The 21,049-nt window shown below is 63.4% G+C and carries 22 protein-coding genes and 1 tRNA gene; 10 read left to right on the top strand and 13 right to left on the bottom strand.

Features of this window, described 5'->3' with window-relative positions; translation table 11 throughout:
- Positions 1 to 76: 76 nt before the first annotated feature.
- Positions 77 to 1,141, top strand: a complete 1,065-nt coding sequence (locus tag JG743_RS10395; RefSeq protein ID WP_446720906.1) for an efflux RND transporter periplasmic adaptor subunit — start codon at positions 77 to 79, stop codon at positions 1,139 to 1,141.
- Complete coding sequence (locus JG743_RS10400; RefSeq protein WP_202300110.1) at positions 1,141 to 4,251, top strand: efflux RND transporter permease subunit; 3,111 nt, start codon at positions 1,141 to 1,143, stop codon at positions 4,249 to 4,251. Before JG743_RS10395 ends, JG743_RS10400 begins: the two co-directional genes overlap by 1 nt.
- A gap of 130 nt (positions 4,252 to 4,381) precedes the next feature.
- On the opposite strand, the gene JG743_RS10405 is transcribed toward JG743_RS10400, so the two are convergent.
- Positions 4,382 to 4,458, bottom strand: a tRNA-Met gene (locus tag JG743_RS10405).
- 235 nt (positions 4,459 to 4,693) lie between these two features.
- On the opposite strand from JG743_RS10405, the gene JG743_RS10410 reads away from it, so the two are divergent.
- A complete protein-coding gene (locus JG743_RS10410; RefSeq protein WP_202300111.1) occupies positions 4,694 to 5,659 on the top strand; it encodes a Gfo/Idh/MocA family protein in 966 nt (321 codons plus the stop codon).
- A 40-nt stretch (positions 5,660 to 5,699) separates the two neighbouring features.
- Here the strand turns inward: JG743_RS10410 and mnmA are convergent, their stop codons facing one another.
- On the bottom strand, positions 5,700 to 6,890 hold the full coding sequence (mnmA, locus tag JG743_RS10415; RefSeq protein ID WP_202300112.1) for a tRNA 2-thiouridine(34) synthase MnmA: 1,191 nt from the start codon (positions 6,888 to 6,890) through the stop codon (positions 5,700 to 5,702).
- Between the two features lie 260 nt (positions 6,891 to 7,150).
- Here mnmA and sciP point away from each other — a divergent pair, with 260 nt between their 5' ends.
- The gene (gene sciP, locus JG743_RS10420; protein ID WP_006203587.1) at positions 7,151 to 7,426 is read left to right on the top strand and encodes a CtrA inhibitor SciP; all 276 of its coding nucleotides are present in this window, start codon (positions 7,151 to 7,153) and stop codon (positions 7,424 to 7,426) included.
- A 68-nt stretch (positions 7,427 to 7,494) separates the two neighbouring features.
- Here sciP and JG743_RS10425 read toward each other — a convergent pair whose 3' ends face one another.
- Positions 7,495 to 8,421: an NADP-dependent oxidoreductase gene (locus JG743_RS10425; RefSeq protein ID WP_202300113.1), complete on the bottom strand. Its 927-nt coding sequence runs from the start codon at positions 8,419 to 8,421 to the stop codon at positions 7,495 to 7,497.
- A gap of 89 nt (positions 8,422 to 8,510) precedes the next feature.
- Between JG743_RS10425 and JG743_RS10430 the strand changes: the two genes are divergently transcribed.
- Entirely contained in the window at positions 8,511 to 8,915 is a 405-nt protein-coding gene (locus JG743_RS10430; RefSeq protein ID WP_202300114.1) for a winged helix-turn-helix transcriptional regulator, read from the top strand.
- Between the two features lie 60 nt (positions 8,916 to 8,975).
- On the opposite strand, the gene JG743_RS10435 is transcribed toward JG743_RS10430, so the two are convergent.
- Positions 8,976 to 9,353: a flagellar export protein FliJ gene (locus JG743_RS10435; RefSeq protein WP_126058593.1), complete on the bottom strand. Its 378-nt coding sequence runs from the start codon at positions 9,351 to 9,353 to the stop codon at positions 8,976 to 8,978.
- Between the two features lie 450 nt (positions 9,354 to 9,803).
- Here JG743_RS10435 and ctrA point away from each other — a divergent pair, with 450 nt between their 5' ends.
- Positions 9,804 to 10,499 (top strand): response regulator transcription factor CtrA, encoded by a 696-nt coding sequence (gene ctrA / locus JG743_RS10440; protein ID WP_006203583.1) that lies wholly within the window; start codon positions 9,804 to 9,806, stop codon positions 10,497 to 10,499.
- Positions 10,500 to 10,578: 79 nt separating this feature from the next.
- Here ctrA and JG743_RS10445 read toward each other — a convergent pair whose 3' ends face one another.
- Positions 10,579 to 10,947, bottom strand: a complete 369-nt coding sequence (locus tag JG743_RS10445; protein WP_202300115.1) for a response regulator transcription factor — start codon at positions 10,945 to 10,947, stop codon at positions 10,579 to 10,581.
- 249 nt (positions 10,948 to 11,196) lie between these two features.
- Positions 11,197 to 11,826 carry a histidine phosphotransferase ChpT gene (gene chpT, locus JG743_RS10450; protein WP_202300116.1) on the bottom strand — a complete coding sequence of 210 codons (630 nt, stop codon included), beginning with the start codon at positions 11,824 to 11,826 and terminating at the stop codon, positions 11,197 to 11,199.
- 361 nt (positions 11,827 to 12,187) lie between these two features.
- Between chpT and JG743_RS10455 the strand changes: the two genes are divergently transcribed.
- From JG743_RS10455 to JG743_RS10465, 3 genes are all read left to right on the top strand, one after another.
- The gene (locus tag JG743_RS10455; protein WP_202300117.1) at positions 12,188 to 12,769 is read left to right on the top strand and encodes a DUF1134 domain-containing protein; all 582 of its coding nucleotides are present in this window, start codon (positions 12,188 to 12,190) and stop codon (positions 12,767 to 12,769) included.
- 151 nt (positions 12,770 to 12,920) lie between these two features.
- Entirely contained in the window at positions 12,921 to 14,081 is a 1,161-nt protein-coding gene (locus JG743_RS10460) for a hypothetical protein (protein ID WP_202300118.1), read from the top strand.
- Between the two features lie 54 nt (positions 14,082 to 14,135).
- Positions 14,136 to 14,423, top strand: coding sequence for a hypothetical protein (locus JG743_RS10465; protein WP_202300119.1), 288 nt, complete (start codon positions 14,136 to 14,138; stop codon positions 14,421 to 14,423).
- Here the strand turns inward: JG743_RS10465 and JG743_RS10470 are convergent.
- The 6 genes from JG743_RS10470 to JG743_RS10495 all read right to left on the bottom strand — a co-directional run bounded on the left by JG743_RS10470 (position 14,408) and on the right by JG743_RS10495 (position 19,308).
- On the bottom strand, positions 14,408 to 15,202 hold the full coding sequence (locus JG743_RS10470) for a TrmH family RNA methyltransferase (protein WP_202300120.1): 795 nt from the start codon (positions 15,200 to 15,202) through the stop codon (positions 14,408 to 14,410). The two genes, JG743_RS10465 and JG743_RS10470, sit on opposite strands and share 16 nt — an antisense overlap.
- A gap of 112 nt (positions 15,203 to 15,314) precedes the next feature.
- Complete coding sequence (locus JG743_RS10475) at positions 15,315 to 15,653, bottom strand: ArsR/SmtB family transcription factor (protein ID WP_202300121.1); 339 nt, start codon at positions 15,651 to 15,653, stop codon at positions 15,315 to 15,317.
- Between the two features lie 159 nt (positions 15,654 to 15,812).
- Positions 15,813 to 16,589: a HugZ family pyridoxamine 5'-phosphate oxidase gene (locus tag JG743_RS10480; RefSeq protein WP_202300122.1), complete on the bottom strand. Its 777-nt coding sequence runs from the start codon at positions 16,587 to 16,589 to the stop codon at positions 15,813 to 15,815.
- A 39-nt stretch (positions 16,590 to 16,628) separates the two neighbouring features.
- Positions 16,629 to 17,801 carry a CaiB/BaiF CoA transferase family protein gene (locus tag JG743_RS10485; RefSeq protein WP_202300123.1) on the bottom strand — a complete coding sequence of 391 codons (1,173 nt, stop codon included), beginning with the start codon at positions 17,799 to 17,801 and terminating at the stop codon, positions 16,629 to 16,631.
- A 4-nt stretch (positions 17,802 to 17,805) separates the two neighbouring features.
- Positions 17,806 to 18,567, bottom strand: coding sequence for a 3-hydroxyacyl-CoA dehydrogenase (locus JG743_RS10490; RefSeq protein WP_202300124.1), 762 nt, complete (start codon positions 18,565 to 18,567; stop codon positions 17,806 to 17,808).
- 204 nt (positions 18,568 to 18,771) lie between these two features.
- Positions 18,772 to 19,308: a GNAT family N-acetyltransferase gene (locus JG743_RS10495; protein ID WP_202300125.1), complete on the bottom strand. Its 537-nt coding sequence runs from the start codon at positions 19,306 to 19,308 to the stop codon at positions 18,772 to 18,774.
- Positions 19,309 to 19,582: 274 nt separating this feature from the next.
- Here JG743_RS10495 and JG743_RS10500 point away from each other — a divergent pair, with 274 nt between their 5' ends.
- The gene (locus JG743_RS10500) at positions 19,583 to 20,572 is read left to right on the top strand and encodes a glutathione S-transferase family protein (RefSeq protein WP_202300126.1); all 990 of its coding nucleotides are present in this window, start codon (positions 19,583 to 19,585) and stop codon (positions 20,570 to 20,572) included.
- Between the two features lie 2 nt (positions 20,573 to 20,574).
- On the opposite strand, the gene JG743_RS10505 is transcribed toward JG743_RS10500, so the two are convergent.
- Positions 20,575 to 21,048, bottom strand: a complete 474-nt coding sequence (locus tag JG743_RS10505) for an NUDIX domain-containing protein (RefSeq protein ID WP_202302559.1) — start codon at positions 21,046 to 21,048, stop codon at positions 20,575 to 20,577.
- Between the last annotated feature and the right edge of the window lies 1 nt (position 21,049).

Genomic DNA, 21,049 nt, shown 5'->3' on the forward strand with positions numbered 1-21,049 from the left:
ACGCAATCTAATTTGAGGCGAGGCGACGAGCGTGAAAAAGAGAACCGTTATCGTATTGGGATCGACCCTGACGGCGATGTCATGGGCGGCGGCATTCGCCACGTTTGCCACTCCCGCGCAGGAAGCCCCCTTGGTGACCGACCCAAGGCAGGAAGCGCCTTTCGTCAGACTTGTGTCGGCAGCGCCAGTGACCGGATCAGAGCGCGGCTTCACCGGCGTCATCGCGGCGAGGGTGCAGAGCAATCTCGGCTTTCGGGTTCCCGGCAAGATCGTGGAACGGTTGGTAGACGTCGGTCAGGAGGTCAAAGCCGGTCAGCCGCTGATGCGAATTGACGATACCGATCTGCGCCTCGCGCTTTCGGCGAAACGCAATGCCGTTGCTGCTGTGCGTGCAACAGTCGTTCAGACACAGCCGGATGAACGGCGGTACGCCAGTTTGCTCGCCAGTGGGTGGGTTCCAAGGCAGCGCTACGAGCAAGCGAAAGCTGCGTTGGATACTGCCCAAGCGCAACTTGCCGCCGCCGAAGCCGACGCACGGGTCGCCGAGAACGAGGCGGCCTATGCAGTTCTGTTGGCGGACGCGGATGGAACGGTGGTTGAAACGCTAGGCGAGCCGGGGCAGGTCATCGCTGCCGGCCAGCCAGTGATCCGGACCGCCAAGGCCGGCCCACGCGAAGCGGTTGTCGCACTTCCCGAAACGATCCGGCCGGCGATAGGCTCTGTAGCCGAGGCCAGCGTGTATGGTGGCGATGAGCGCCGCTATTCAGCGCATCTGCGGCAGCTGTCGGACTCCGCCGATGCCCAGACCCGCACGTATGAGGCGCGCTATGTGCTAGACGGCGAGGCTGCCACGGCACCGCTTGGCGCGACGGTAACCATTCGGCTCGCAAGCCAGGTGAAACAGCCGGAGGTTCAGGTGCCACTGGGAGCCGTGCTTGATGACGGCCGGAAGACCGGCGTTTGGGTGTTGGACAGCGCCACCTCAACCGTACACTTTCAGCCCGTCCAGCTTGTTCGTGTTACCAGCGAAACCGCCGTGATCTCCGGATTGAACTCCAACGTTCCTATTGTGTCGCTCGGCGCCCACCTCCTGCAGGAAGGCGCTCGCGTCCGGACTGAGTCCGAAAGTGGGAGCAACTGATGAGCTTCAATCTTTCCGCGATCGCTGTTCGCGAACGCGCCGTCACCTTGTTCTTCATCCTTCTGCTGGTGGCTGCCGGCGCCTACGCCTTCCTGATGCTCGGCCGGGCGGAGGACCCTAGCTTCACCATCAAGACCATGACGGTCACGACGGCGTGGCCGGGCGCGACGGCGCGCGAGATGCAGGACCTGGTCGCCGAACTGTTGGAGAAGCGCCTTCAGGAGCTGACTTGGTACGACCGGGTGGAGACGACCACACGGCCAGGTTATGCGTATATGACGATCACGCTCAAGGACAGCACACCGTCATCAGCCGTGCAGGAGGAGTTCTACCAGGCTCGCAAGAAGCTCGGGGATGAAGCCCGCAACCTGCCGCCCGGCGTCTTCGGCCCCTTCGTGAACGATGAATATTCGGATGTGAGCTTCGCCCTTTATGCGCTGAAGGCCAAAGGCATGCCGATGCGGGAACTGGCGAGGCAGGCGGAGGTGATCCGCCAGGATCTCTTGCACGTGCCCGGCGTCAAGAAGATCAACATCCTTGGTGAACGTCCTGAACAGATATTCGTGGAGTTTTCCTACGCCAAGCTGGCAACCCTCGGCGTGTCGGCACAGGACATCGTCGCTGCCTTGCAGCGGCAGAATACCGTCACGCCCGCAGGCTCGATCGACACCCTGGGGCCGCGCCTCTTCATTCGGGTCGACGGCGCCTATGACAGCGTTCAGGCGATCGCCGACACGCCGATTGTCGCTGGGGGGCGGACGCTGAAGCTCTCCGACATCGCAGAGGTCAGCCGCGGCTATGAGGACCCTCCCACATACCTCATCCGGCGCCAGGGCGAGCCCACCATCATGCTCGCGGCAGTTATGCAGGAGGGCTGGGATGGTCGTGCGCTCGGCAAGGCCCTAGAGGAGAGGACTGCCGCGATCACACAGACACTGCCGCTCGGCATGACGCTCGACAAGGTAAGCGACCAGGCCGTGAACATCACCTCGGCGGTCGACGAATTCATGTTGAAGTTCGCGATGGCGCTCGGCGTCGTGCTGCTGATCAGCCTGCTCAGCATGGGCTGGCGCGTCGGGATCGTCGTAGCGGCTGCCGTCCCTCTGACGCTCGCCGTCGTGTTCCTCATCATGCTGGAAACAGGCCGGTTCTTCGATCGCATCACGCTCGGCGCCCTCATCCTGGCGCTTGGTCTTCTCGTGGACGACGCCATCATCGCCATCGAGGTGATGGTGGTGAAGATGGAAGAGGGCATGGACCGCATCAAGGCGGCGGCCTATGCATGGAGCCACACTGCGGCGCCGATGCTATCGGGAACCCTGGTGACGATTGCCGGATTCGTGCCGGTGGGTTTTGCGCGCTCGACGGCCGGCGAATACGCCGGCAACATCTTCTGGGTCGTGGGGTTCGCCCTCATCGTCTCATGGATCGTAGCAGTGGTCTTTACGCCCTATCTCGGCGTCAAGATGCTGCCCGCGATCAAACCGGTCGAAGGCGGTCACCACGCTATTTACGACACGCGTAATTATCGACGTTTGCGGCGGGCCATCACGTTTGCCGTGCGCCATAAGTTCGTAACCTGCGGTATCGTTGGCATCGCCTTCGCGCTTTCGGTCGTCGGGATGGGCGCCGTGAAACAGCAGTTCTTCCCGACGTCCGATCGCCCCGAAGTGCTGGTGGAGGTTCGCCTGCCGGAAGGTGGTAGCATCGAGACAACGACCGCAGCCGTCGAGAAGCTCGAAAATTGGCTGGACAGCCAGCCCGATGCCAAGATCGTCACGAGCTATGTCGGTCAGGGCGCTCCGCGCTTCTTCTTCGCGATGGCCCCGGAGCTTCCTGATCCCGCCTTCGCCAAGATCGTTGTGCTGACCCCGGACGCCGAGGCGCGTGAGGCGTTGAAGAACCGGCTCCGGGAGGCGGTGGCGCAGGGTCTGGCGCCCGAGGCGTATGTCCGCGTTACGCAGCTCGTGTTCGGCCCCTACACGCCGTTCCCGGTCGAGTTCCGGGTCATGGGACCCGATTCCACGCAACTCTACAGCATTTCCGAAAAGGCCCTCGACATCATGCGGAGCGTTCCGGATGTGCAGCAGGCCAACCGCGACTGGGGCAATCGCACGCCCGTGCTTCGCTTCGTCCCGGATCAGGATCGGCTGAACCTCATCGGCCTCTCGCCGGCGGAGGTGGCACAGCAACTGCAATTCCTTCTCACCGGCATCCCCGTTACGCAGGTTCGCGAGGACATCCGCAATGTCCCCGTCGTGGCACGCAGCGCCGGTGGCGAGCGGCTGGATCCGGCGCGTCTGGCGGACTTCTCACTCGTGAGCCGAGACGGCCGCTCGATTCCGCTCGACCAGATCGGGCATTCGGAAATCCGTCAGGAAGAGCCAATCCTGAAGCGCCGCGACCGCACGCCCGTTGTCACGATCCGCGCGGACATCAATGAGGCGACCCAGCCTCCGGAGGTCTCCAAGCAAATCATGAAGGCCCTTCAGCCGCTGATTGCGTCCCTTCCGGTCGGCTATCGCATCGAAATGGGCGGCTCAATCGAAGAGGCTGAAAAGGCCAACACCGCGCTGGGCAAGGTCTTCCCAGCTATGATAGCCGCCATGTTGATCGTCATCATGCTGCAAGTGCGATCCTTCTCGACGATGTTCATGGTCATGCTGACGGCACCGCTTGGCCTTGTCGGCGTCGTACCGATGCTGCTCACCTTTCACCAACCCTTCGGGTTCAACGCCATTCTGGGCATGATAGGACTGGCTGGCATCCTGATGCGCAACACGCTGATCCTGACCGAACAGATCAAGGAGAACCGTGCTGCCGGCATTGATGACTATCACGCTGTCATCGAGGCCACGGTGCAACGCACACGGCCCGTCATTTTGACCGCACTTGCCGCTGTGCTCGCCTTCATCCCCCTCACGCACTCCGTCTTCTGGGGATCGATGGCCTATACGCTGATCGGGGGAACGGCGGCCGGCACGGCGTTGATCCTGCTCTTCCTTCCCGCGCTCTACACCGCGTGGTTCCGAATCAAGCCGACCGCGGATGAGATCCAGGAGGTTTCGACGGAGGAACCGGAACAGCGACTAGCGATGGCTGCCGAGTAGGGCACTGTTGTCGAGCCTCGTTTGTCTGCACGGGGCGACTGGCGGATACGTGTTGTCGATGTGAGTGAGAGTAATCAGTGTGGCTGACGGTAGCGGATGTCAACGTAACTGGTTGATCTTGTTGACCAAATGGTAGCGGGAGAGGGACTTGAACCCCCGACCCCAGGATTATGATTCCCGTGCTCTAACCAACTGAGCTACCCCGCCAGGGCGGCGACAGGCCCGAAATCTGCCTCAAATCGCAAGGCATTCAGGACGTTCACCAAGGTCGGCGCGGATATAAGGTTGGCAGGGCAAGCCTGTCAAGCTTCGATACGATCGCCCGGCATATTCGCGCAACCGCAAAAGCTTTGCCGGGCAGGCATCTGATCTGGGGCAGCGGGGTTGAGTTCGACCGGGCACGTCGCTATGTCTCGGCCACGAAATTCAAGAGTTTGAACGAATGAAGCCGCGCATTGCAGTCCTCGGATGCGGATACTGGGGCAGCAACCACATCCGCACCCTCAAGGCGCTGGGCGCCTTGCACGCGGTTTCGGATCTCAACCGCGCCCGCGCGGAGGGCTTTGCCAGCGAGCAGGACTGCCTGGCGATCGAGCCGGAGCAGTTGTTCACCCGCGACGACGTCGACGCCATCATCATGGCGCTGCCGCCGCAGCTCCACGCCGACATGGCCGTGCGCGCCATCGAGGGCGGCAAGGACGTGCTGGTGGAGAAGCCGATCGCGCTGACGGTGGCCGACGCCGAGCGTTCGGTTCAGGCGGCCAAGGACAACGGCCGCGTCTTCATGGTCGGCCATGTGCTGCGCTTCCACCCCGCCTTCGAGACGCTCAAGGGCCTGATCGACAATGGCGAGCTCGGCGAGGTGCGCTACATCCATTCGCACCGCCTCGGGCTCGGCAAGTTCCATACCGAGAACGACGCGCTGTGGGACCTTGCGCCGCACGACCTGTCGATGATCCTGGCGATCACCGGCACGGAGCCGATCGAGGTCAGAGGCGAGGGCGCGGCGCTGCTCGACAATCTCAGCGACTTTGCGCATCTGCACATGCGCTTTCCCAACGGACTGCGCAGCCATCTGTTCGCCTCGCGGCTCAATCCCTATCGCGAGCGGCGGCTGACGGTTGTCGGCACCAAGGCGATGGCGGTGTTCGACGATGTCGAGCCTTGGGAGCGCAAGCTGGCCGTCTATCGCCACGCGGTGTGGCAGGACAGCGGCCAGTGGGCCTTCACCACCAACGAGCCGTCCTATGTGGCGGTCGGCGAAGGCATGCCGCTGACGCGCGAACTCGCGCATTTCATGCAGTGCATCGAGACGCGGGCCGAGCCGCGCACCAGCGGCGAGGAAGCGATCAGGGTGCTGCGCATCCTGACGGCGGGCACAGTCACCCACACCGGATCTTCATCCTGAGCCTGGCTTAAAACCGTCCAGAGGATCGCGGCGATGCGCGCTATTCGGCGGGGATCTGCGCCGGGCGGGCGGCAAGCCGTGTCAGCATGGCCTCGGCCTCGGCGCCGCGCTCGGAACGTCCGATGAAGCCGCCGCCGAACACGCGCGCCTCGTTGCCGTCGTCGGAATAGAGCACGCAGGCCTGGCCGGGCGCGATGCCCGACTCGCCGTCGACCAGCTCCACCGAGGTGACACCGTCGCGGTGATGCAGCACCGCCGGGCGTGGCGGACGCGTCGACCGAACCTTGGCGAACAGTTCCAGCCCGCCGGCGGGCACGTCGGACAGCGGCCCGTCGCCCAGCCAGTTCATGTTGCGCAGATAGATCTTGTGCGTCTCCAGCGCCTCGCGCGGGCCGACGATGACGCGGGCCCGGTCGGCGTCGAGATGAACGACATAGAGCGGCTCGCCCGAGGCGATGCCGATGCCGCGGCGCTGGCCGATCGTATAGCGCAGGATGCCTTCGTGGCGGCCGAGCACGCGCCCGTCTATATGGACGATGTCGCCGGGATTGGCGGCGGCCGGCTTCAGCTTGGCGATGATGTCGGAATACTTGCCCTGCGGCACGAAGCAGATGTCCTGGCTGTCCTGCTTGGCGGCGACCGTCAGCCCCATCTCCTCGGCGATCGCGCGAACCTGCGGCTTGGACAGGCCACCGAGCGGAAAGCGCAGATAGTCGATCTGCGCCTGGGTGGTGGCGAACAGGAAATAGCTCTGGTCGCGGTCGGCATCGACCGGGCGGTAGAGCGCGCGATGGGCGCCATTGGCATGGGAGCGGATGTAGTGGCCGGTGGCGAGCGCGTCGGCGCCAAGGTCCTGCGCGGTTGCCAGAAGGTCGGCGAACTTCACCGTCTGATTGCAGGAGACGCATGGGATTGGCGTTTCACCAGCGACATAGCTCTCGGCGAAGGGGTCGATGACCGCCTTGCGGAAGCGCTCCTCATAGTCGAGCACGTAGTGCGGAATGCCGAGCGTCTCGGAAACGCGGCGGGCATCGTCGATATCCTGGCCGGCGCAGCACGAGCCGGCGCGATGCGTCGCCGCGCCATGATCATAGAGCTGCAGCGTGACGCCGACAACGTCATAGCCTTCGCGCTTCAGGAGGCCGGCAACGACTGAGGAATCGACGCCGCCCGACATGGCGACGACGACGCGGGTGTTTTCGGGGCGTCCGGGAAGGTCGAGGCTGTTCATGGTTCTTTCGTTCTGCGTGGCGTCTGAATGCCAATGGCCGGAATATAGGTCAAGCACCCGCGTGGCGCCAGCGTCTCCCGGCCCGGCCGAATTTTGCCAGCAAAATCAATATCCGGCGGCACATGTTTCAAATGCCAGCGAAAAGGCTAACGCGGCGTTCATGATCCTTACCTAGCTATTAGGGTTCGCTTAGGCAATTTTTAAAGCTGTGGCGGTACTGTGGCGGGGATTGGGTCTTTGAGTTTTTAGTAGAGAGTACGATGACCGATCTGGTTAGACCGCGAGTCAAGTATGTTATCGGGCCTGACGGCAGCCCTCTTACGATTGCCGATCTGCCGCCGACGAACACACGGCGCTGGGTTATCCGGCGCAAGGCGGAAGTGGTGGCTGCGGTGCGCGGCGGACTGCTAAGCCTCGAAGAGGCTTGCCAGCGCTACAAGCTCACCACCGAGGAATTCCTGTCCTGGCAGGCATCGATCGACGAATACGGCCTTGCCGGGCTGCGCACGACGCGCATCCAGCAATACCGGCACTGAGTCCGGCTTCAACGAACAAAAGGGCGCGGTAAGCCGCGCCCTTTCTGTTTTGCCGAAGCCATAGCCGGTCAGATGGCCAGCACCACCTTGCCGATCGGCCTGGTGGAAAGGAAGGCATGAGCCGCACCCGCCTGCGCAAGCGGAAAGGTCTGCGCCACATGCACGGCGAGTTTCCCGGCGTCGACCAGCCTGCCCAGTTCCACCAGCCCGTCGCGATCCGGCACCACCGACATGCGCTCGACGCGGATGCCGCGCGCTGTGGCCTTCGCCCTGGTGGCGTCGTGGACGTTGAGCAGCGACACAAGCACGCCGCCGTCACGCACGACCTGCAGTGACCGGTCGGCATGGTCGCCGCCAATCGCGTCCAGCACCAGATCGACGTCGTCGACCTTTTCGGCGAAATCACCCGCGGTGTAGTCGATGACCTCGTCGGCGCCGATAGAGCGGACGAAGTCGAGCTTGTCGGGGCTGGCGGTGGCGATGACATGGGCGCCATGGGCCTTGGCGATCTGCACCGCCAGATGGCCGACACCGCCCGCCGCCGCGTGGACCAGCACGCGCTGACCCTCCCTCACACCGCCATGGCGGACAAGACCTTGCCAGGCCGTCAGTCCCGCCAGCGGCAATGCGGCGGCATGGGCATGATCGATGCCTTCGGGTTTCGGTGCGACCTCCTTGGCCGGCGCGGCGACGAGCTCGGCATAGGCGGCCGCCTGCTTGGGAAAGCGCGGCATGCCGAACACCTGATCGCCGATCTTGAGGCCGTTCACATCGGGACCAAGCGCCTCGACGGTTCCGGAAATGTCCCAGCCGAGGATGAAAGGCGGCTCGCCGAGCAGCGGGTAGTTACCGGCGCGCACGGCGCCGTCGACGGGATTGATGCCGGCTGCGCTGACACGGACGAGGATTTCGCCGGCCTTCGGCGCCGGGTCCGGCTGATTGGCGATAGTGAGGACGTCGGGTCCGCCGACGGCATTTTGGGTAACGGCACGCATGAGAGGCTCCTCGATGTTGGTGTGCCGCTATCATTTGGATAGTAATATTCTGTTGTCTAGTATGTACCTTTTCTATATATAGGCACCTCATGGATAGTGAAAGCAACTGCCCCTTTGGCTACGACGCGTTCCGGCGGACCTGCCCTTCGCATACCGTGCTCGAAATGCTGGCCAGCAAATGGGTGTATCTGACCGTCTGTGCGCTGCGCCGGGGGCGGATGCGCAATGGCGAGCTGGCGCGCAAGCTCGAAGGCATCACACCGAAAATGCTGACCCAGACGCTGCGCGTGCTCGAGCGCGACGGGCTGGTGCGGCGCGAGATCTTTCCGGTGATCCCGCCACGGGTCGAATATGAGCTGACCGATCTCGGCCGCAACCTTGCCGGGCTGCTCCATCAGATACGGTCCTGGTCGGAAGAGCATGCGCCAGACATCAAGCAAGCCCGTGCCCGGGCAACAGGGGGCGGCCAGGCTGAGCTTGTGACGCTGGACTGAAACTGCCGGCCGCTTGCACCGGCCGGCTTGCGCCGCGGGAAGGGCCCGCAGGCCAGGGGTTTACCCGATCATGGCGCTGCGCCCGCCGAGCTCGGCGTCGCGAATCTTGGTGTCGCGCGATTCCAGCATCTCCGCCTTGGAAAGCTCCGCTTCAGCTTCGCCGAGTAATGATTCGGCTGTGCTTCGCTGCTGGGCGAGGTCGCTCTGGGAATTCCTAAGGTTGTCGCGGCGCAGGCGTGCCGCTTTGGCGAAGGTCGGATAGGCAAAATGGTTGATGTCGGTGATGCCGGCCTTCTTCTCCTCGGCGGCGATCTGCACCTCCAGCTCGACGGCCATGCGTTCGAACTCGGCGATCATCATGTCGAGCTGCAGCAGCTGCCGCCGCTTCTCATTCACCTGAAACTGTTTCAGCCGAACGAGGTTTTCACGTGACTTCATGATTCGGTACTCCCGGAAACGCACACCCGCACATATCGTCCAAATCCGCCCGGAAAGGCCCAAGCGCTGCCCGTATCCCCTGGCTTTCCCCCCACTATAGGAAACAAACTCCTAAAGTTTTTTGCCGTTGGTAACCATTCGTTTACGGGCATTGTTAATCATACGGCCGAGGACTTAAGGCCGGGTAAAAATTCCGGCTTTCGACGGGAAGCCGACCAGCGAGTCCCTGGAGTCACTTAGGCTGACTTATTAATGTGGTGCGTTAGCGGTTTTGGTCTGTGATTCGTTATTAGATTCAAGAGGGTGTAGAAAGGGGTTAAAAAATCTGGTATCGTCCTCGGCACGAAATTAGGTTTTGTTAACCATTCGATGGCACCTTCTGTTCAGGCAATCACTGCTCCGGTCCCGGACGGGTCGTGACATGGTCCGGCAGCAGAAAAGGGGAATGAAATGCGTGTTCTGCTGATAGAAGATGACAGTGCAACCGCACAAAGCATCGAATTGATGCTGAAATCGGAAAGCTTCAACGTCTATACGACCGATCTCGGCGAAGAGGGTGTCGATCTCGGAAAGCTCTACGACTACGACATCATCCTTCTCGACCTCAATCTCCCGGACATGTCGGGCTATGAAGTCTTGAGAACGCTTCGCCTGTCCAAGGTGAAGACGCCCATCCTGATCCTGTCCGGCATGGCCGGCATCGAGGACAAGGTACGCGGCCTCGGCTTCGGCGCCGACGACTATATGACCAAGCCATTCCACAAGGACGAGCTGGTGGCGCGCATCCACGCCATCGTGCGCCGTTCCAAGGGCCACGCCCAGTCGGTCATCACCACCGGCGACCTGGTGGTCAACCTCGACGCCAAGACCGTCGAAGTCGGCGGCCAGCGCGTCCACCTGACCGGCAAGGAATACCAGATGCTGGAGCTGCTCTCGCTGCGCAAGGGCACCACGCTGACCAAGGAAATGTTCCTCAACCACCTCTATGGCGGCATGGACGAGCCGGAGCTGAAGATCATCGACGTCTTCATCTGCAAGCTGCGCAAGAAGCTCGACGCGGCCTCCGGCGGCCAGAACTACATCGAGACCGTCTGGGGTCGCGGCTATGTGCTGCGCGAGCCGGAAGACATCCGCGTCAGCGCCTGACAGGCTCGTTCGATCGTTTTCAAACAAAAAACCCGGCTCAGGCCGGGTTTTTTGTTGAATGGCTGATCCTGGCCGGCCGTCAGGCGGCGATCTTCAGGACGCGGAAGCGTTCCAGCAATTGCGGCCGGTTGAACGGCTTCAAGAGGTAGCCCTGGGCGCCGGCTCGCTTCGCCCGCATGATCGATGCGACATCGACCTCGACCAGGGAAATCAGGATCTGCGGCTTGACCTCGCTTTCCATGGCGCGCACCCGGCGGATGAAGTCGACCGCCTGCATATCAGGCAGGCCGCCATCGACGACGATGACGTCCGGCATTTCGGCAGCGCACACCTCGACGGCATCAAGTCCGCTGGCAGCTTCGACCACGGTGAAATCGGAGCCGCCAAGGATGCGTTTTGCGACTTTCCTGATGACGCTCGAATCGTCGACGAACAGGCAGCGTTTCATTTCCGGGTCCTCTTTGCCATTCCGGCGAACCGGCAACCTCCGGGTAACCGTGGCCACCATAGGGCAATCTGGTAAAGAAGCGGAAAAGCCGTTAGGTAAAGTTTTTGCAAAGACGCGCCCTGTCCGCTTTTTCGTCGCGAACCCGACATGGATTGGCCAGTAAAACTTTCTTCGCCCGAATTTCGGGTTCCATCGCAAATATTATCTGCAATAAATACTTGATCTGTTCTTGCCGATGGAAAAAGGCAGTCAGGCCGCCGACAGCACGATTTCCTCGGCCGTCGCGTGGATCGATATCGTCATGTTCGCCTCGCGCGCCAGGAGCAGCGTGTAGTAGGGCTGAACCGAATGGGCGTCGATCGGCTCCTCGGGCTTGTGACCGGAATGCAGCTCCAGGAATTTCGGCGGCACGCGCAGCATCGGGCCGCTGGCCGACAGCGCAAAACGTGGCTCGGCGTCGAGATTCTCGAGCGTGACGACAAGCCTGCCGCCGCGTGGAATGGCGGCGTTGGCGACAAGAATGAGGTTGAGCAGCAGCTTGACCTTGTTTTTTGGCAACAGTGCGCGGGTACCGTTCCAAACCAGGTCCGGCTTCTCGTTCTTCAGGAAGGCGATGGCGACAGCCTCGGCGTCGCCGGTGTCGATCATCATGCCGGCGGAGCCGGCGGCGCCGAAGGCTATGCGGGCAAATTGCAGCCGGGCCGAAGCGTTCTTGGCGCTCTGGCGGATCAGCTTCATGGCGTCTTCGTCGGCACCGCCCTCATCGAGCAATTCAAGGCCGTTGTTGATCGCGCCGACCGGCGAGATGATGTCGTGGCAGACCCGGCTGCAGAGAAGCGCGGCTAGGTCGGGTGCGGAAAGGGTGAAAAGCTCGGCCATAGGCGAAGTCCCTGCTAAAGTTCACGTATTCACGGCCGAGCGATCAGTCGTTGCGCCCCGCCACACGAATCACGCGCTCTCCCTGGGCACTCTGAATACACAGCGCCTGTGCGTGCAGCAACAAATCCAAAATTGTCAGCGGCGAAAATGGTGCTTTCGCGCAGAAAGGCCCGGCCTGCGCGGCGTCTCGTGCCCGGAGGTGGGGCTTCCCGGCCTTCGAACCGCCATCTTCATGTGAGAGCTTAATGGTTGAAAAAGGATTACGGCATAGTTTGCCCGTGATAGTCACCTTAAGCGGCCGCCAAGAGCCGTAGGGGGTGCGAGGCGTCGGCGAAAGTGCTCCCTGACGGAGATTGGAAGCATGTTTTCCCGATACTACGACCGGAATCTCTTCCGCGTCATTTCCATGGCGATTGCCCTCATGGGCGTTCTCGTCTTCTCAACCTCCGCGCTGCGGGCCCAGGAATATACCGCTCAGGAGATCGTCGATTCCGGCCATAAGTTCTTCGGCGCGACCTCCGGCGGCCTGGCCACGGTCGTCGAGAAGATCTTTGCGTCCTACGGCCTGCCGAATGGTTACCTGCTTGGCGAGGAAGGGTCCGGCGCGCTGATCGGCGGCCTGACCTATGGCGAGGGCACCCTCTACACCAAGAATGCAGGCGACCATAAGGTGTTCTGGCAGGGCCCTTCGCTCGGCTGGGACTTCGGCGGCGAGGGATCGCGCGTCATGATGCTCGTCTACAACCTCGACGACATAAACAATCTCTACAACCGGTTCGGCGGTGTCGCCGGTTCCGCCTATGTCGTGGCTGGCGTCGGCTTCAACGTGCTGCAGAACAACAGGGTCCTGCTCGTCCCGATCCGGACCGGCGTCGGCGCCAGGCTCGGCGTCAATCTCGGCTATCTGAAGCTTACGCAACGGCCGACCTGGAACCCGTTCTGACAAGGTCATGGCGGCGCCAATCCGACAACAGTGCATCGGCCTGTTGCAGGTCCTGCCGCGGCATGCTCTTGCCGCGGCACTGGATTTCCGTCATGCCAAGGTGGCAAAGTCGAGCTTTGGCGGTCGCCGCCATCCATAGCGGATAGTCACCTTGGTTCAGTCGATCCTGTTTTTCGCCCTCGGCTTTCTTTGCGCCGGCTTCCTGGCACTGCTGGTCGCCCCGGCCATCTGGCGCCGGGCGGTGGCGCTGACGCGTCGGCGGCTCGAGGCTTCGATGCCGCTGACCCTGGCCGAAATCCAGGCAGACAAGGATCAGGTCAGGGCCGAGTTCGCGATGTCGACGCGACGGCTGGAGATGACGGTCAAGGCCCTCCAGGAGAAAGTCGCCGAGCAGTTGGTCGAGATCGGCCGCGGCCGCGAGGCGCTCAAGGGGCTGGCGGTCGAGCGAAAGGACAAGAACCAGGCGCTTTCCGACCTCGAGGCGAGGACCGGGGAGCTACACCAGCGCGAGGAGCAGTTGCACCAACTGTCCGAGAAACTGGCGCAGATGGAACGCATGCTCGAGAAGCGCGCGCTCGAGCTCGAAAAGCTGGAACACATGTATGACGACGCCAGCTTCGCCTCCAGCAACCGCCAGATCGAGCTGGTGGCGCGCGAATCCGAGCTGGACAAGCTCGCCAATGACATCGCCGTATTGCGCGCCCAGCGCAAGGAGGCGGACAGGCGCAGCCAGGAGACGGCGGCCGAAAGCAAGGCCGCCCGCGAGGCCCTGAAGGCGGAGACGAAGAGAACCGGCGACCTGGACAAGAAGGTCGAGCGGCTGCTCGCAACGCTTGCCGATCGCGAGGAGAAGCTCGACCGCCGCGAGAAGGAACTGGCGCGGCTTCGCGAGCGGGCGAAGGGCGAGGCCGCAGCGCCAGTTGCCGTCGCGTTGACGGTCGACGCTAGCGGCAACGACATCGACAAGGCGATCGCCAGGCTCGACGGTGACCGCGAGCGGCTGGAGGCGCGGCTGATGACGCTGGCACGCGAGAACAAGCGCCTCAAGATCGACCTTGCCGCCCGCGAAGCATCGAAGTCCGGTGCGGGCAATGATGCACGCAACGCAAGCGCTGCCTTGCGCGACCAGATGAACGAACTGGCGGCCGAGGTCGTCAGCCTGACGATGAAGCTGGATGGACCGGATTCGCCGATCGCCAAGGCGCTCGCCGCTCCGCCGCGCGAAGGCCGGCCGGCGAATGGGGAAAGCGTCACCAGCCTTGCCGATCGCGTGCGGGCGCTGCAAAAGGCGCATTCGCCGAACGGAAACTAGAGCGCGCCGGCACCCTGCTTGCACCTATGGCCGGGCATCACCACGTTTGGTGCCATGGTCCTCTACGCCGTCCTCGCAATTTGCCTGCTGGCTGCCTGGCACTTCCATCCGGTGCTTTTTGCGCTGTTGGATGCCGCGACGTCGCTGTGGAGCGCCACGGAAATAGCTGGCGACGCGCGATCGAAGGCCACCGGTGCTCCGGTGCCGCTGGCCGACGATATGGAGGCCTTCAGGATGGACGTCGCGCCGAGTGAGACCGGCACGACGCGCTTTGTCGGGAAACCAGTTCAACCTTCGATCAGGCTCACCCCTGCAGGCGAGACGCATCAGCGCGAGAAATGATGCAGCGCGATGGCCGAGGCGGCGGCGACGTTGAGGCTGTCGAAGCCTTGCGCCATGGCGATCCGCACGGTGCGCAGGCGGGAGAGCAGGCCTGCGGGCAGGCCCTCGCCTTCGGTACCGAGATAGAGCGCCAGCCGGGCGGTCCTCGGCGCATCGCGAATATCGGTCTCGCCGCGTGGCGACAGCGCGAATTGGCCAAAGCCCAGCCGGTCGAGCAGGGCGGTGAAGGTGGCTGTGTCGTCAAAGGATGCGAAGGGGACTTTCAGCGCCGCGCCGACCGACACGCGAATGGCTTTTCGGTACAGCGGATCGCAGCAGGTGGCGTCCATAAAGACCGCATCGGCGCCGAAGGCGGCGGCGTTGCGGAAGATCGCGCCCATATTGTCATGGTTGGCAATGCCGACCAGAACGACGATCAGCGCGCCGGCGGGCAAGCTGTCGAGCAAGGCCTCGGCGGACTGCACCTGGCCCCTGCTGCCGATCGCCAGTATGCCGCGATGCATGTGGAACCCGGCGATCCTGTCGATGATCTCGCCGGTGGCGACATAGACCGGAAGGTCGGCCGGGGCCTTGCGCAAGGTGCTGTCGAGACCGGCCAGCCGGTTTTCGAGGACCAGCACCGATTCGGCACCGAAGCGGCCGGCCGAGAAAAGCAGGTCGAGCACCACCTTGCCTTCGGCGACGAAACGGCCGTGACGGCCAACGAGATCGCGCTCGCGGATATCGAGATAGGCGGCGACACGCGGGTCGCCCGGATCGTCGATGCGGATAAGGTCCATGCGCTGCCCAGCCGATGATCAAATTGCCAGCGCGCAGCTCGTGCGTCCGTACGGACCCACAAGCTGCGCCCTGGGGATAGTCAGCGAGGTAAGGGGCGATCGGGCCTGCCGGTCAAGCCCCGGCGCGCCGCAGGCGATGGGCCATCTGGGACAGATCGCCGTCGCCGAAGATACCATCCAGCATGCGAAGCAGCTCGCGCGCGGCTTCGGACTTGCAGGAATAGTAGATCATCTGCCGGTCGCGGCGGGTCTCGACAAGGTCAAGTCCCCGCAGCTTCGCCAGATGCTGAGACAGGGCGGACTGGCTCAGCTGGACCCTTTCGGCGATGGCGCCGACCGACATTTCACCGTCGACCAGATAGCTCATGATCAACAGCCGTTTCTCGTTGCCCATGAGCGTCAGAAACGTGGCTGCCGATTCGGCGTTTGCGATTAGCTTGCTCGAGATCATCGATGCCCCATGTTTTTCAGCTCATCCAGACGCTATGGGGGCAATAGCGCCTGATTCCAAGAGTTCACGTATGGATGCGCGCTGCTGAATCAGCGCCACACCAAAGGGTAGAACATTTCTTCCAAATCTCAAGACTTGCTTTTGATTCAAGTCGATTAACTACCGTCCTTGTGAATAGCCGGCTGCGCGACCGGTCCTTGCCATGTCGACAAGGACCGGCCGCAACTCACGCGCGGCCTGCAGTGGCTCAGGAAAGAAGACCCGGCACACCGCATCTCCAGCCGCGAGATCCATGCCCTCGACGTCGAATCCGGTGGCAATCCAGCCGTCACCTTCGGCTTTTGCGAAGTGGCGCGCATAGACGGCGATCGCGTCGAGATGGTCGGCATTCATGTGGTCGAGTGCCGATTGCTCGCCATCGGCCAGTTCCTCGACAACCGGTCCGGCGATGATGAGGTCGGCACGGTCGAGCAGATAGGCCTTGCCGAAGCCGCCATTAAGGCTGGCGCGCTCGGGTTCGAGACGGAAAATCGAGAAGTCGCCGAGCCCGACGTAAAGTTTCGCCTTGGGGTTGCGATTGAGATAACGCCGCTCGGCGCGCGTATGTTCGGCCGAACCGCGCTCCAGCCGCCGTGCCCTGCAGATCAGCGTCAAACGCGGATGCGCCAGCGGATCGCCCTTGCCGGGTTCGCCGACGAGCAGCGAGCAGCGCGGGTCTGCAAGGATCGCGCCGGTGTGCGCCGACAGCATCGAGACCAGGATCAGCGGCGCGCCGTCACTGTCGGTGGCGACGCCGACCCGGCTCGCCAGCGGCGCTCCGGTCTCACGGTCGATCACCGCAAGGGCGCCGAAACGGGCGCTGCGGATCAGCGTCCCGGCCAGCCTGACCGCCTCGGCGTCGGTCTCGCGGATGACGTCTTGTTTCCGATTGACCAAAAGCGCTCCCCGTTTAAGCTGATTTTTCTGCTCCGCTTATCATCCGATCACACCGGATTTGACAAGGGCGGCAATCTCGCTCTCAGCCATGCCGAAGCGTTTCAGTACGGTCTGCGGCCGGCGATCATGATCGGCCGGCGCGGCGGCGACCGTCGAGGGTGTTTGCGAGAAACGCGGGGCCGGGGCAGGGCGCTCCAGGGTGCCTGATTTCACAAAGGCGCCGCGGGCGCGATTGCGCGGATGATCCCTCGCCTCCAGCAAGGACAGTACCGGCGCGACGCAGGCATCGCTCGCGGCGAAAAGCGCCTCCCAGTCGCTACGCGTCTTCTGTTTCATCCGCCCGGCGATCTCGGCGCGCATCGCCGCCCATGTCGTCCTGTCGTACTGGCCGTGCACGAAGCGCTGGTCGAGCGGCAGCAGCCTGGCGAATTCGGCGAAGAAACGCGGTTCGAGGCAGCCGACCGCGACATGGCGCGCGTCCGCCGTCTCGTAGGTGTCGTAGAAGGGCGCGCCGGAATCGAGCAGGTTCTCGCCGCGTGCGTCGCTCCACAGGCCGGCCGCCATGAAGGCGTGCACCGGCGTCGCAAGCATGGATGCGCCTTCGACCATGGCGGCGTCGATCACCTGGCCTTTGCCGGAACGCGAGCGCTGGAACAGTGCGGCAAGCACGCCGGCAATCAGCATCATGGCGCCGCCGCCATAGTCGGCGACGAGGTTGAGCGGCGGAACCGGCGGGTTTCCCCGCCTGCCGATGGCGTGCAGCAGGCCGGAATAGGCAAGGTAGGTGATGTCGTGGCCGGCACGATCCGAAAGCGGCCCGTCCTGGCCGAAGCCGGTCATGCGGCCGTAGATCAGCGCCGGATTGCGCGCCAGCGCCGTGTTTGGCCCGAGGCCAAGCTGCTCCATGACGCCAGGGCGATAGCCCTCGATCAGCATGTCGGCCTTTTCGGCTAGACCGAGCAGCAGTTCGGTGCCTTCGCCGCGCTTCAGATCGACACGCAGGATGGAGCGGCCGTGACGGTCGAGATCGTATTCGGCCGGCAGGTTCAGCAAAGCCGGACCGGAGCCGGCGCGCTCTACGCGCAGGACCTCGGCGCCCATTTCCGACAGCATCAGCCCCGCCAGCGGCACCGGGCCCAGGCCGGCCATCTCGATCACCGTCAGGCCGGCCAGCGGACCGGTCTTCCCGGCAGCGGGGATGCCGGCGTCCATCGGGCTATTTGGGCGCCATGCGGATGGCGCCGTCGAGGCGGATGGTCTCGCCGTTCAGCATCTGGTTCTCGACGATATGGAGCGCAAGTGCCGCATATTCGGACGGCTCGCCGAGGCGGGATGGGAACGGCACCGCGGCACCAAGCGAATCCTGCACCTCCTGCGGCATGCCGGCCATCATCGGCGTCCGGAAGATGCCGGGCGCTATGGTGCAGACGCGTATGCCGGAGCGGGCGAGGTCGCGGGCGACCGGCAGCGTCATGCCGACCACGCCGCCCTTGGAGGCCGAATAGGCGGCCTGGCCGATCTGGCCGTCATAGGCGGCGACCGACGCCGTGTTGACGATGACGCCGCGCTCGCCGCCTTCCAGCGCATCGAGCTTCGCGGCGCGGTCGGCGACAAGGCGGATCATGTTGAAGGTGCCGATCAGGTTGATCTCGATCACCTTGCGGTACTGGTCGAGCGGATGTGGGCCGTCTTTGCCGATCGTCTTCACGCCGATGGCGATGCCGGCGCAATTGACGAGGATGCGCGGCTCGCCAAGCTTCTGTGCCACCTCAGCGACCGCGACAACGCCGCTGGCGTCGTTGCTGACGTCACACTGGACGGCGATGCCGCCAATATCGGCCGCCACCTTTTGCGCGCGCTCGACGCCGACATCGAGGACGGCGACGCGAGCGCCCCTGGCGGCAAGGGCGCGAGCCGTCGCTTCGCCGAGGCCGGAGCCGCCGCCGGTGACGATCGAAATCTGGCCATTCGGGTTCATGCGGCGTCCTCCACGCTTTTCCCGGTCATGCTACGAAGGACGTCACGACGGCGCAACGGGAGACAGGATTAATCGAGGCTTCGATTGATCGGGATCAATCGAAAGTTCGATCGAGCGGGATCAATCGTCGCCGATTGACCCTTGGATCAATCGGCATGCGCCGACTGACCGGGATCAATCGGCATGCGCCGATTGACCCTTGGATCAGGCCATTGCCGGAACTTGCTCGGACACACGCGCCTGATCCGCATGGCCGACCTCGCCCACGAATTTGGCCACGGCGCCGGGTGTGATTTCGTGGTGAAGCAGCCTGTCGAGGTCGACCGGGCGCGGCATGGAAATCTGACCGCGCGGGAACCGCTTGAAGCCGAGCGGGCGATAATAGGGCTCGTCGCCGACAAGGATCACCGCCGGTGCTCCGGCCTTGACGGCGGCGTCGAGCGCAATCGCCACGAGCCGGCGGCCGATGCCGAGATTCTTGAAGGCGGGGCGCACGGCCAGCGGTCCGAGCATCATGGCGCGTCCGGCGCCGGCGGCGACGCGTGTCATGCGCACCGAGGCAATGACGGTATCACCGTCGACGGCGACGAAGGACATTGCGCGTTCGTGCCCTCCCGCCTCGCGGATCTTGTAGGCGGCAAGCACGAAACGGCCCGGCCCGAAGGCTTCGTCGTTGATGGCTTCGATTTCGGGATCATGCCCCGGGGTTTCCGGCAGGTATTGGACGTCGGCAAGGCTCATGGTCTTCGCGTTCCGGTATGCGAGGAAAGGTTTGCTGCAAGCGGCAGCGTTCGCCAGTCAGCGCTTCATCAAGCGCGGGCGCCCTTTCGTCGTCGGTCGAACCGGATCATGGCAAAGTCAAACATGCGGAGTTCCCGCTAGCATCAATTTCCACCCGCTGCAATCCGCCGTTTTTGTCGACCGTTCCGGTCGAGTGACGGTCTGTTCAGCACATCGCGCCTTCGCGATCGCAACCCCGCGCCTACATTGGCGCCAGGGCGTGAAGGAGATTTGCATGGGATTGCTTGTCGAAGGCAGGTGGCAGGATCGCTGGTACGACACGGCCGACAATGGCGGCAGGTTCGTGCGGGCCCAGTCGCAATGGCGTGACTGGATCACGCGCGACGGCGCGCCGGCGGAAGGCCGGGCGCGCGGCTTCAAGGCCGAACCTGGCCGCTACCATCTTTATGTCTCGCTGGCCTGCCCGTGGGCGCATCGGACACTGATCTTCCGGGTACTGAAGAAGCTGGAAGATGTCATTTCGGTCTCGGTGGTGCATCACTTCATGGGCGCGCACGGCTGGACCTTCCTGCCGCAGGAGGGCGCCACCGGCGATACGCTCTACGGCCTCGATTTCCTGCACCAGATCTACAGCAAGGCCGATCCTGCCTATTCGGGCCGGGTGACGGTGCCGGTGCTGTGGGACAAAAAGGAAGAGACGATCGTCTCCAACGAATCTTCCGAGATCATCCGCATGCTTAATTCGGCCTTCGACGAATGGGGCGACAAGAGTCTCGATTTCTATCCCGAGGCGCTGCGCGCGGAGATCGACCGCGTCAACGCGCTGGTCTATCCGGCCATCAACAACGGCGTCTATCGCGCCGGCTTCGCCACCACGCAAGTCGCCTACGAGGAGGCGTTCGGTGAATTGTTCGCAGCACTCGATACGCTGGAGGAGCGGCTGTCAGAACAACGCTATCTCGTGGGCGACCGTATCACCGAGGCGGACTGGCGGTTGTTCACCACGCTGGTGCGCTTCGACCCGGTCTATGTCGGGCACTTCAAGTGCAATCTGCGCCGCATTGCCGACTATCCGAACCTGTCGAACTATCTGCGCGACCTTTATCAGGTGCCCGGCGTCTCCGGCACGGCCAACCTGCACCACATCAAAGCGCACTATTACGGCAGCCACAAGACGATCAATCCGACGGGCATCGTGCCGGTCGGACCGGAGCTTGACTATGGCGTGCCGCACGACCGCGCGCGGTTCGGGAAAGCCGCCTAGGGTTACCAGTAGGGCGAGATATCAGCGCCCGAAAAAACTTCGGCGATGCGCCGCAGCGTTGCCGGCGTCGTCGCTTCCGGCAAGCGGTCGAGCGGGAAGAAACCGGCTTCGGCGATCTCGTGGTCCGGCAGCTTTGGCGACGCCTGGCTGAAATTCTCGATCAGATAGAAGCCGACATGATCGCGGTTGCTGGAGCGGCGGTTGAAATGCACCGACTTCAGCACTGGCGGCGCCGCCATGGTGATGTTGCCCTCCTCGGCAAGCTCGCGCGCCAGCGCCTCGACCAGCGTTTCGGCGACCTCGACGCCGCCGCCCGGCAGCTGCCAGCCGGGCACATAGGTGTGGCGGATCAGGAAGATGCTGTTGGCGGCGCGGTCGTAAACCAGGCCGCGCGCACCGAGCGTCATCGGCCGCCTGAGCAGGAAAAACAGATGGAACAGCCGTGCCCTGAGGCCCGGCCAGCCGGTCTGACGCATG

The organism is Mesorhizobium sp. 131-2-1, from assembly GCF_016756535.1.
Taxonomy (GTDB): Bacteria; Pseudomonadota; Alphaproteobacteria; order Rhizobiales; family Rhizobiaceae; genus Mesorhizobium.

Bases quoted from the DNA above. Each gene is read 5' to 3' on its own strand.
- JG743_RS10395 (WP_446720906.1), top strand. From the start codon at position 77: ATGTCATGGGCGGCGGCATTCGCCACGTTTGCCACTCCCGCGCAGGAA.
- JG743_RS10400 (WP_202300110.1), top strand. From the start codon at position 1,141: ATGAGCTTCAATCTTTCCGCGATCGCTGTTCGCGAACGCGCCGTCACC.
- JG743_RS10410 (WP_202300111.1), top strand. From the start codon at position 4,694: ATGAAGCCGCGCATTGCAGTCCTCGGATGCGGATACTGGGGCAGCAAC.
- mnmA (WP_202300112.1), bottom strand. From the start codon at position 6,890: ATGAACAGCCTCGACCTTCCCGGACGCCCCGAAAACACCCGCGTCGTC.
- sciP (WP_006203587.1), top strand. From the start codon at position 7,151: ATGACCGATCTGGTTAGACCGCGAGTCAAGTATGTTATCGGGCCTGAC.
- JG743_RS10425 (WP_202300113.1), bottom strand. From the start codon at position 8,421: ATGCGTGCCGTTACCCAAAATGCCGTCGGCGGACCCGACGTCCTCACT.
- JG743_RS10430 (WP_202300114.1), top strand. From the start codon at position 8,511: ATGGATAGTGAAAGCAACTGCCCCTTTGGCTACGACGCGTTCCGGCGG.
- JG743_RS10435 (WP_126058593.1), bottom strand. From the start codon at position 9,353: ATGAAGTCACGTGAAAACCTCGTTCGGCTGAAACAGTTTCAGGTGAAT.
- ctrA (WP_006203583.1), top strand. From the start codon at position 9,804: ATGCGTGTTCTGCTGATAGAAGATGACAGTGCAACCGCACAAAGCATC.
- JG743_RS10445 (WP_202300115.1), bottom strand. From the start codon at position 10,947: ATGAAACGCTGCCTGTTCGTCGACGATTCGAGCGTCATCAGGAAAGTC.
- chpT (WP_202300116.1), bottom strand. From the start codon at position 11,826: ATGGCCGAGCTTTTCACCCTTTCCGCACCCGACCTAGCCGCGCTTCTC.
- JG743_RS10455 (WP_202300117.1), top strand. From the start codon at position 12,188: ATGTTTTCCCGATACTACGACCGGAATCTCTTCCGCGTCATTTCCATG.
- JG743_RS10465 (WP_202300119.1), top strand. From the start codon at position 14,136: ATGGTCCTCTACGCCGTCCTCGCAATTTGCCTGCTGGCTGCCTGGCAC.
- JG743_RS10470 (WP_202300120.1), bottom strand. From the start codon at position 15,202: ATGGACCTTATCCGCATCGACGATCCGGGCGACCCGCGTGTCGCCGCC.
- JG743_RS10475 (WP_202300121.1), bottom strand. From the start codon at position 15,653: ATGATCTCGAGCAAGCTAATCGCAAACGCCGAATCGGCAGCCACGTTT.
- JG743_RS10485 (WP_202300123.1), bottom strand. From the start codon at position 17,801: ATGGACGCCGGCATCCCCGCTGCCGGGAAGACCGGTCCGCTGGCCGGC.
- JG743_RS10490 (WP_202300124.1), bottom strand. From the start codon at position 18,567: ATGAACCCGAATGGCCAGATTTCGATCGTCACCGGCGGCGGCTCCGGC.
- JG743_RS10495 (WP_202300125.1), bottom strand. From the start codon at position 19,308: ATGAGCCTTGCCGACGTCCAATACCTGCCGGAAACCCCGGGGCATGAT.
- JG743_RS10500 (WP_202300126.1), top strand. From the start codon at position 19,583: ATGGGATTGCTTGTCGAAGGCAGGTGGCAGGATCGCTGGTACGACACG.
- JG743_RS10505 (WP_202302559.1), bottom strand. From the start codon at position 21,048: ATGCGTCAGACCGGCTGGCCGGGCCTCAGGGCACGGCTGTTCCATCTG.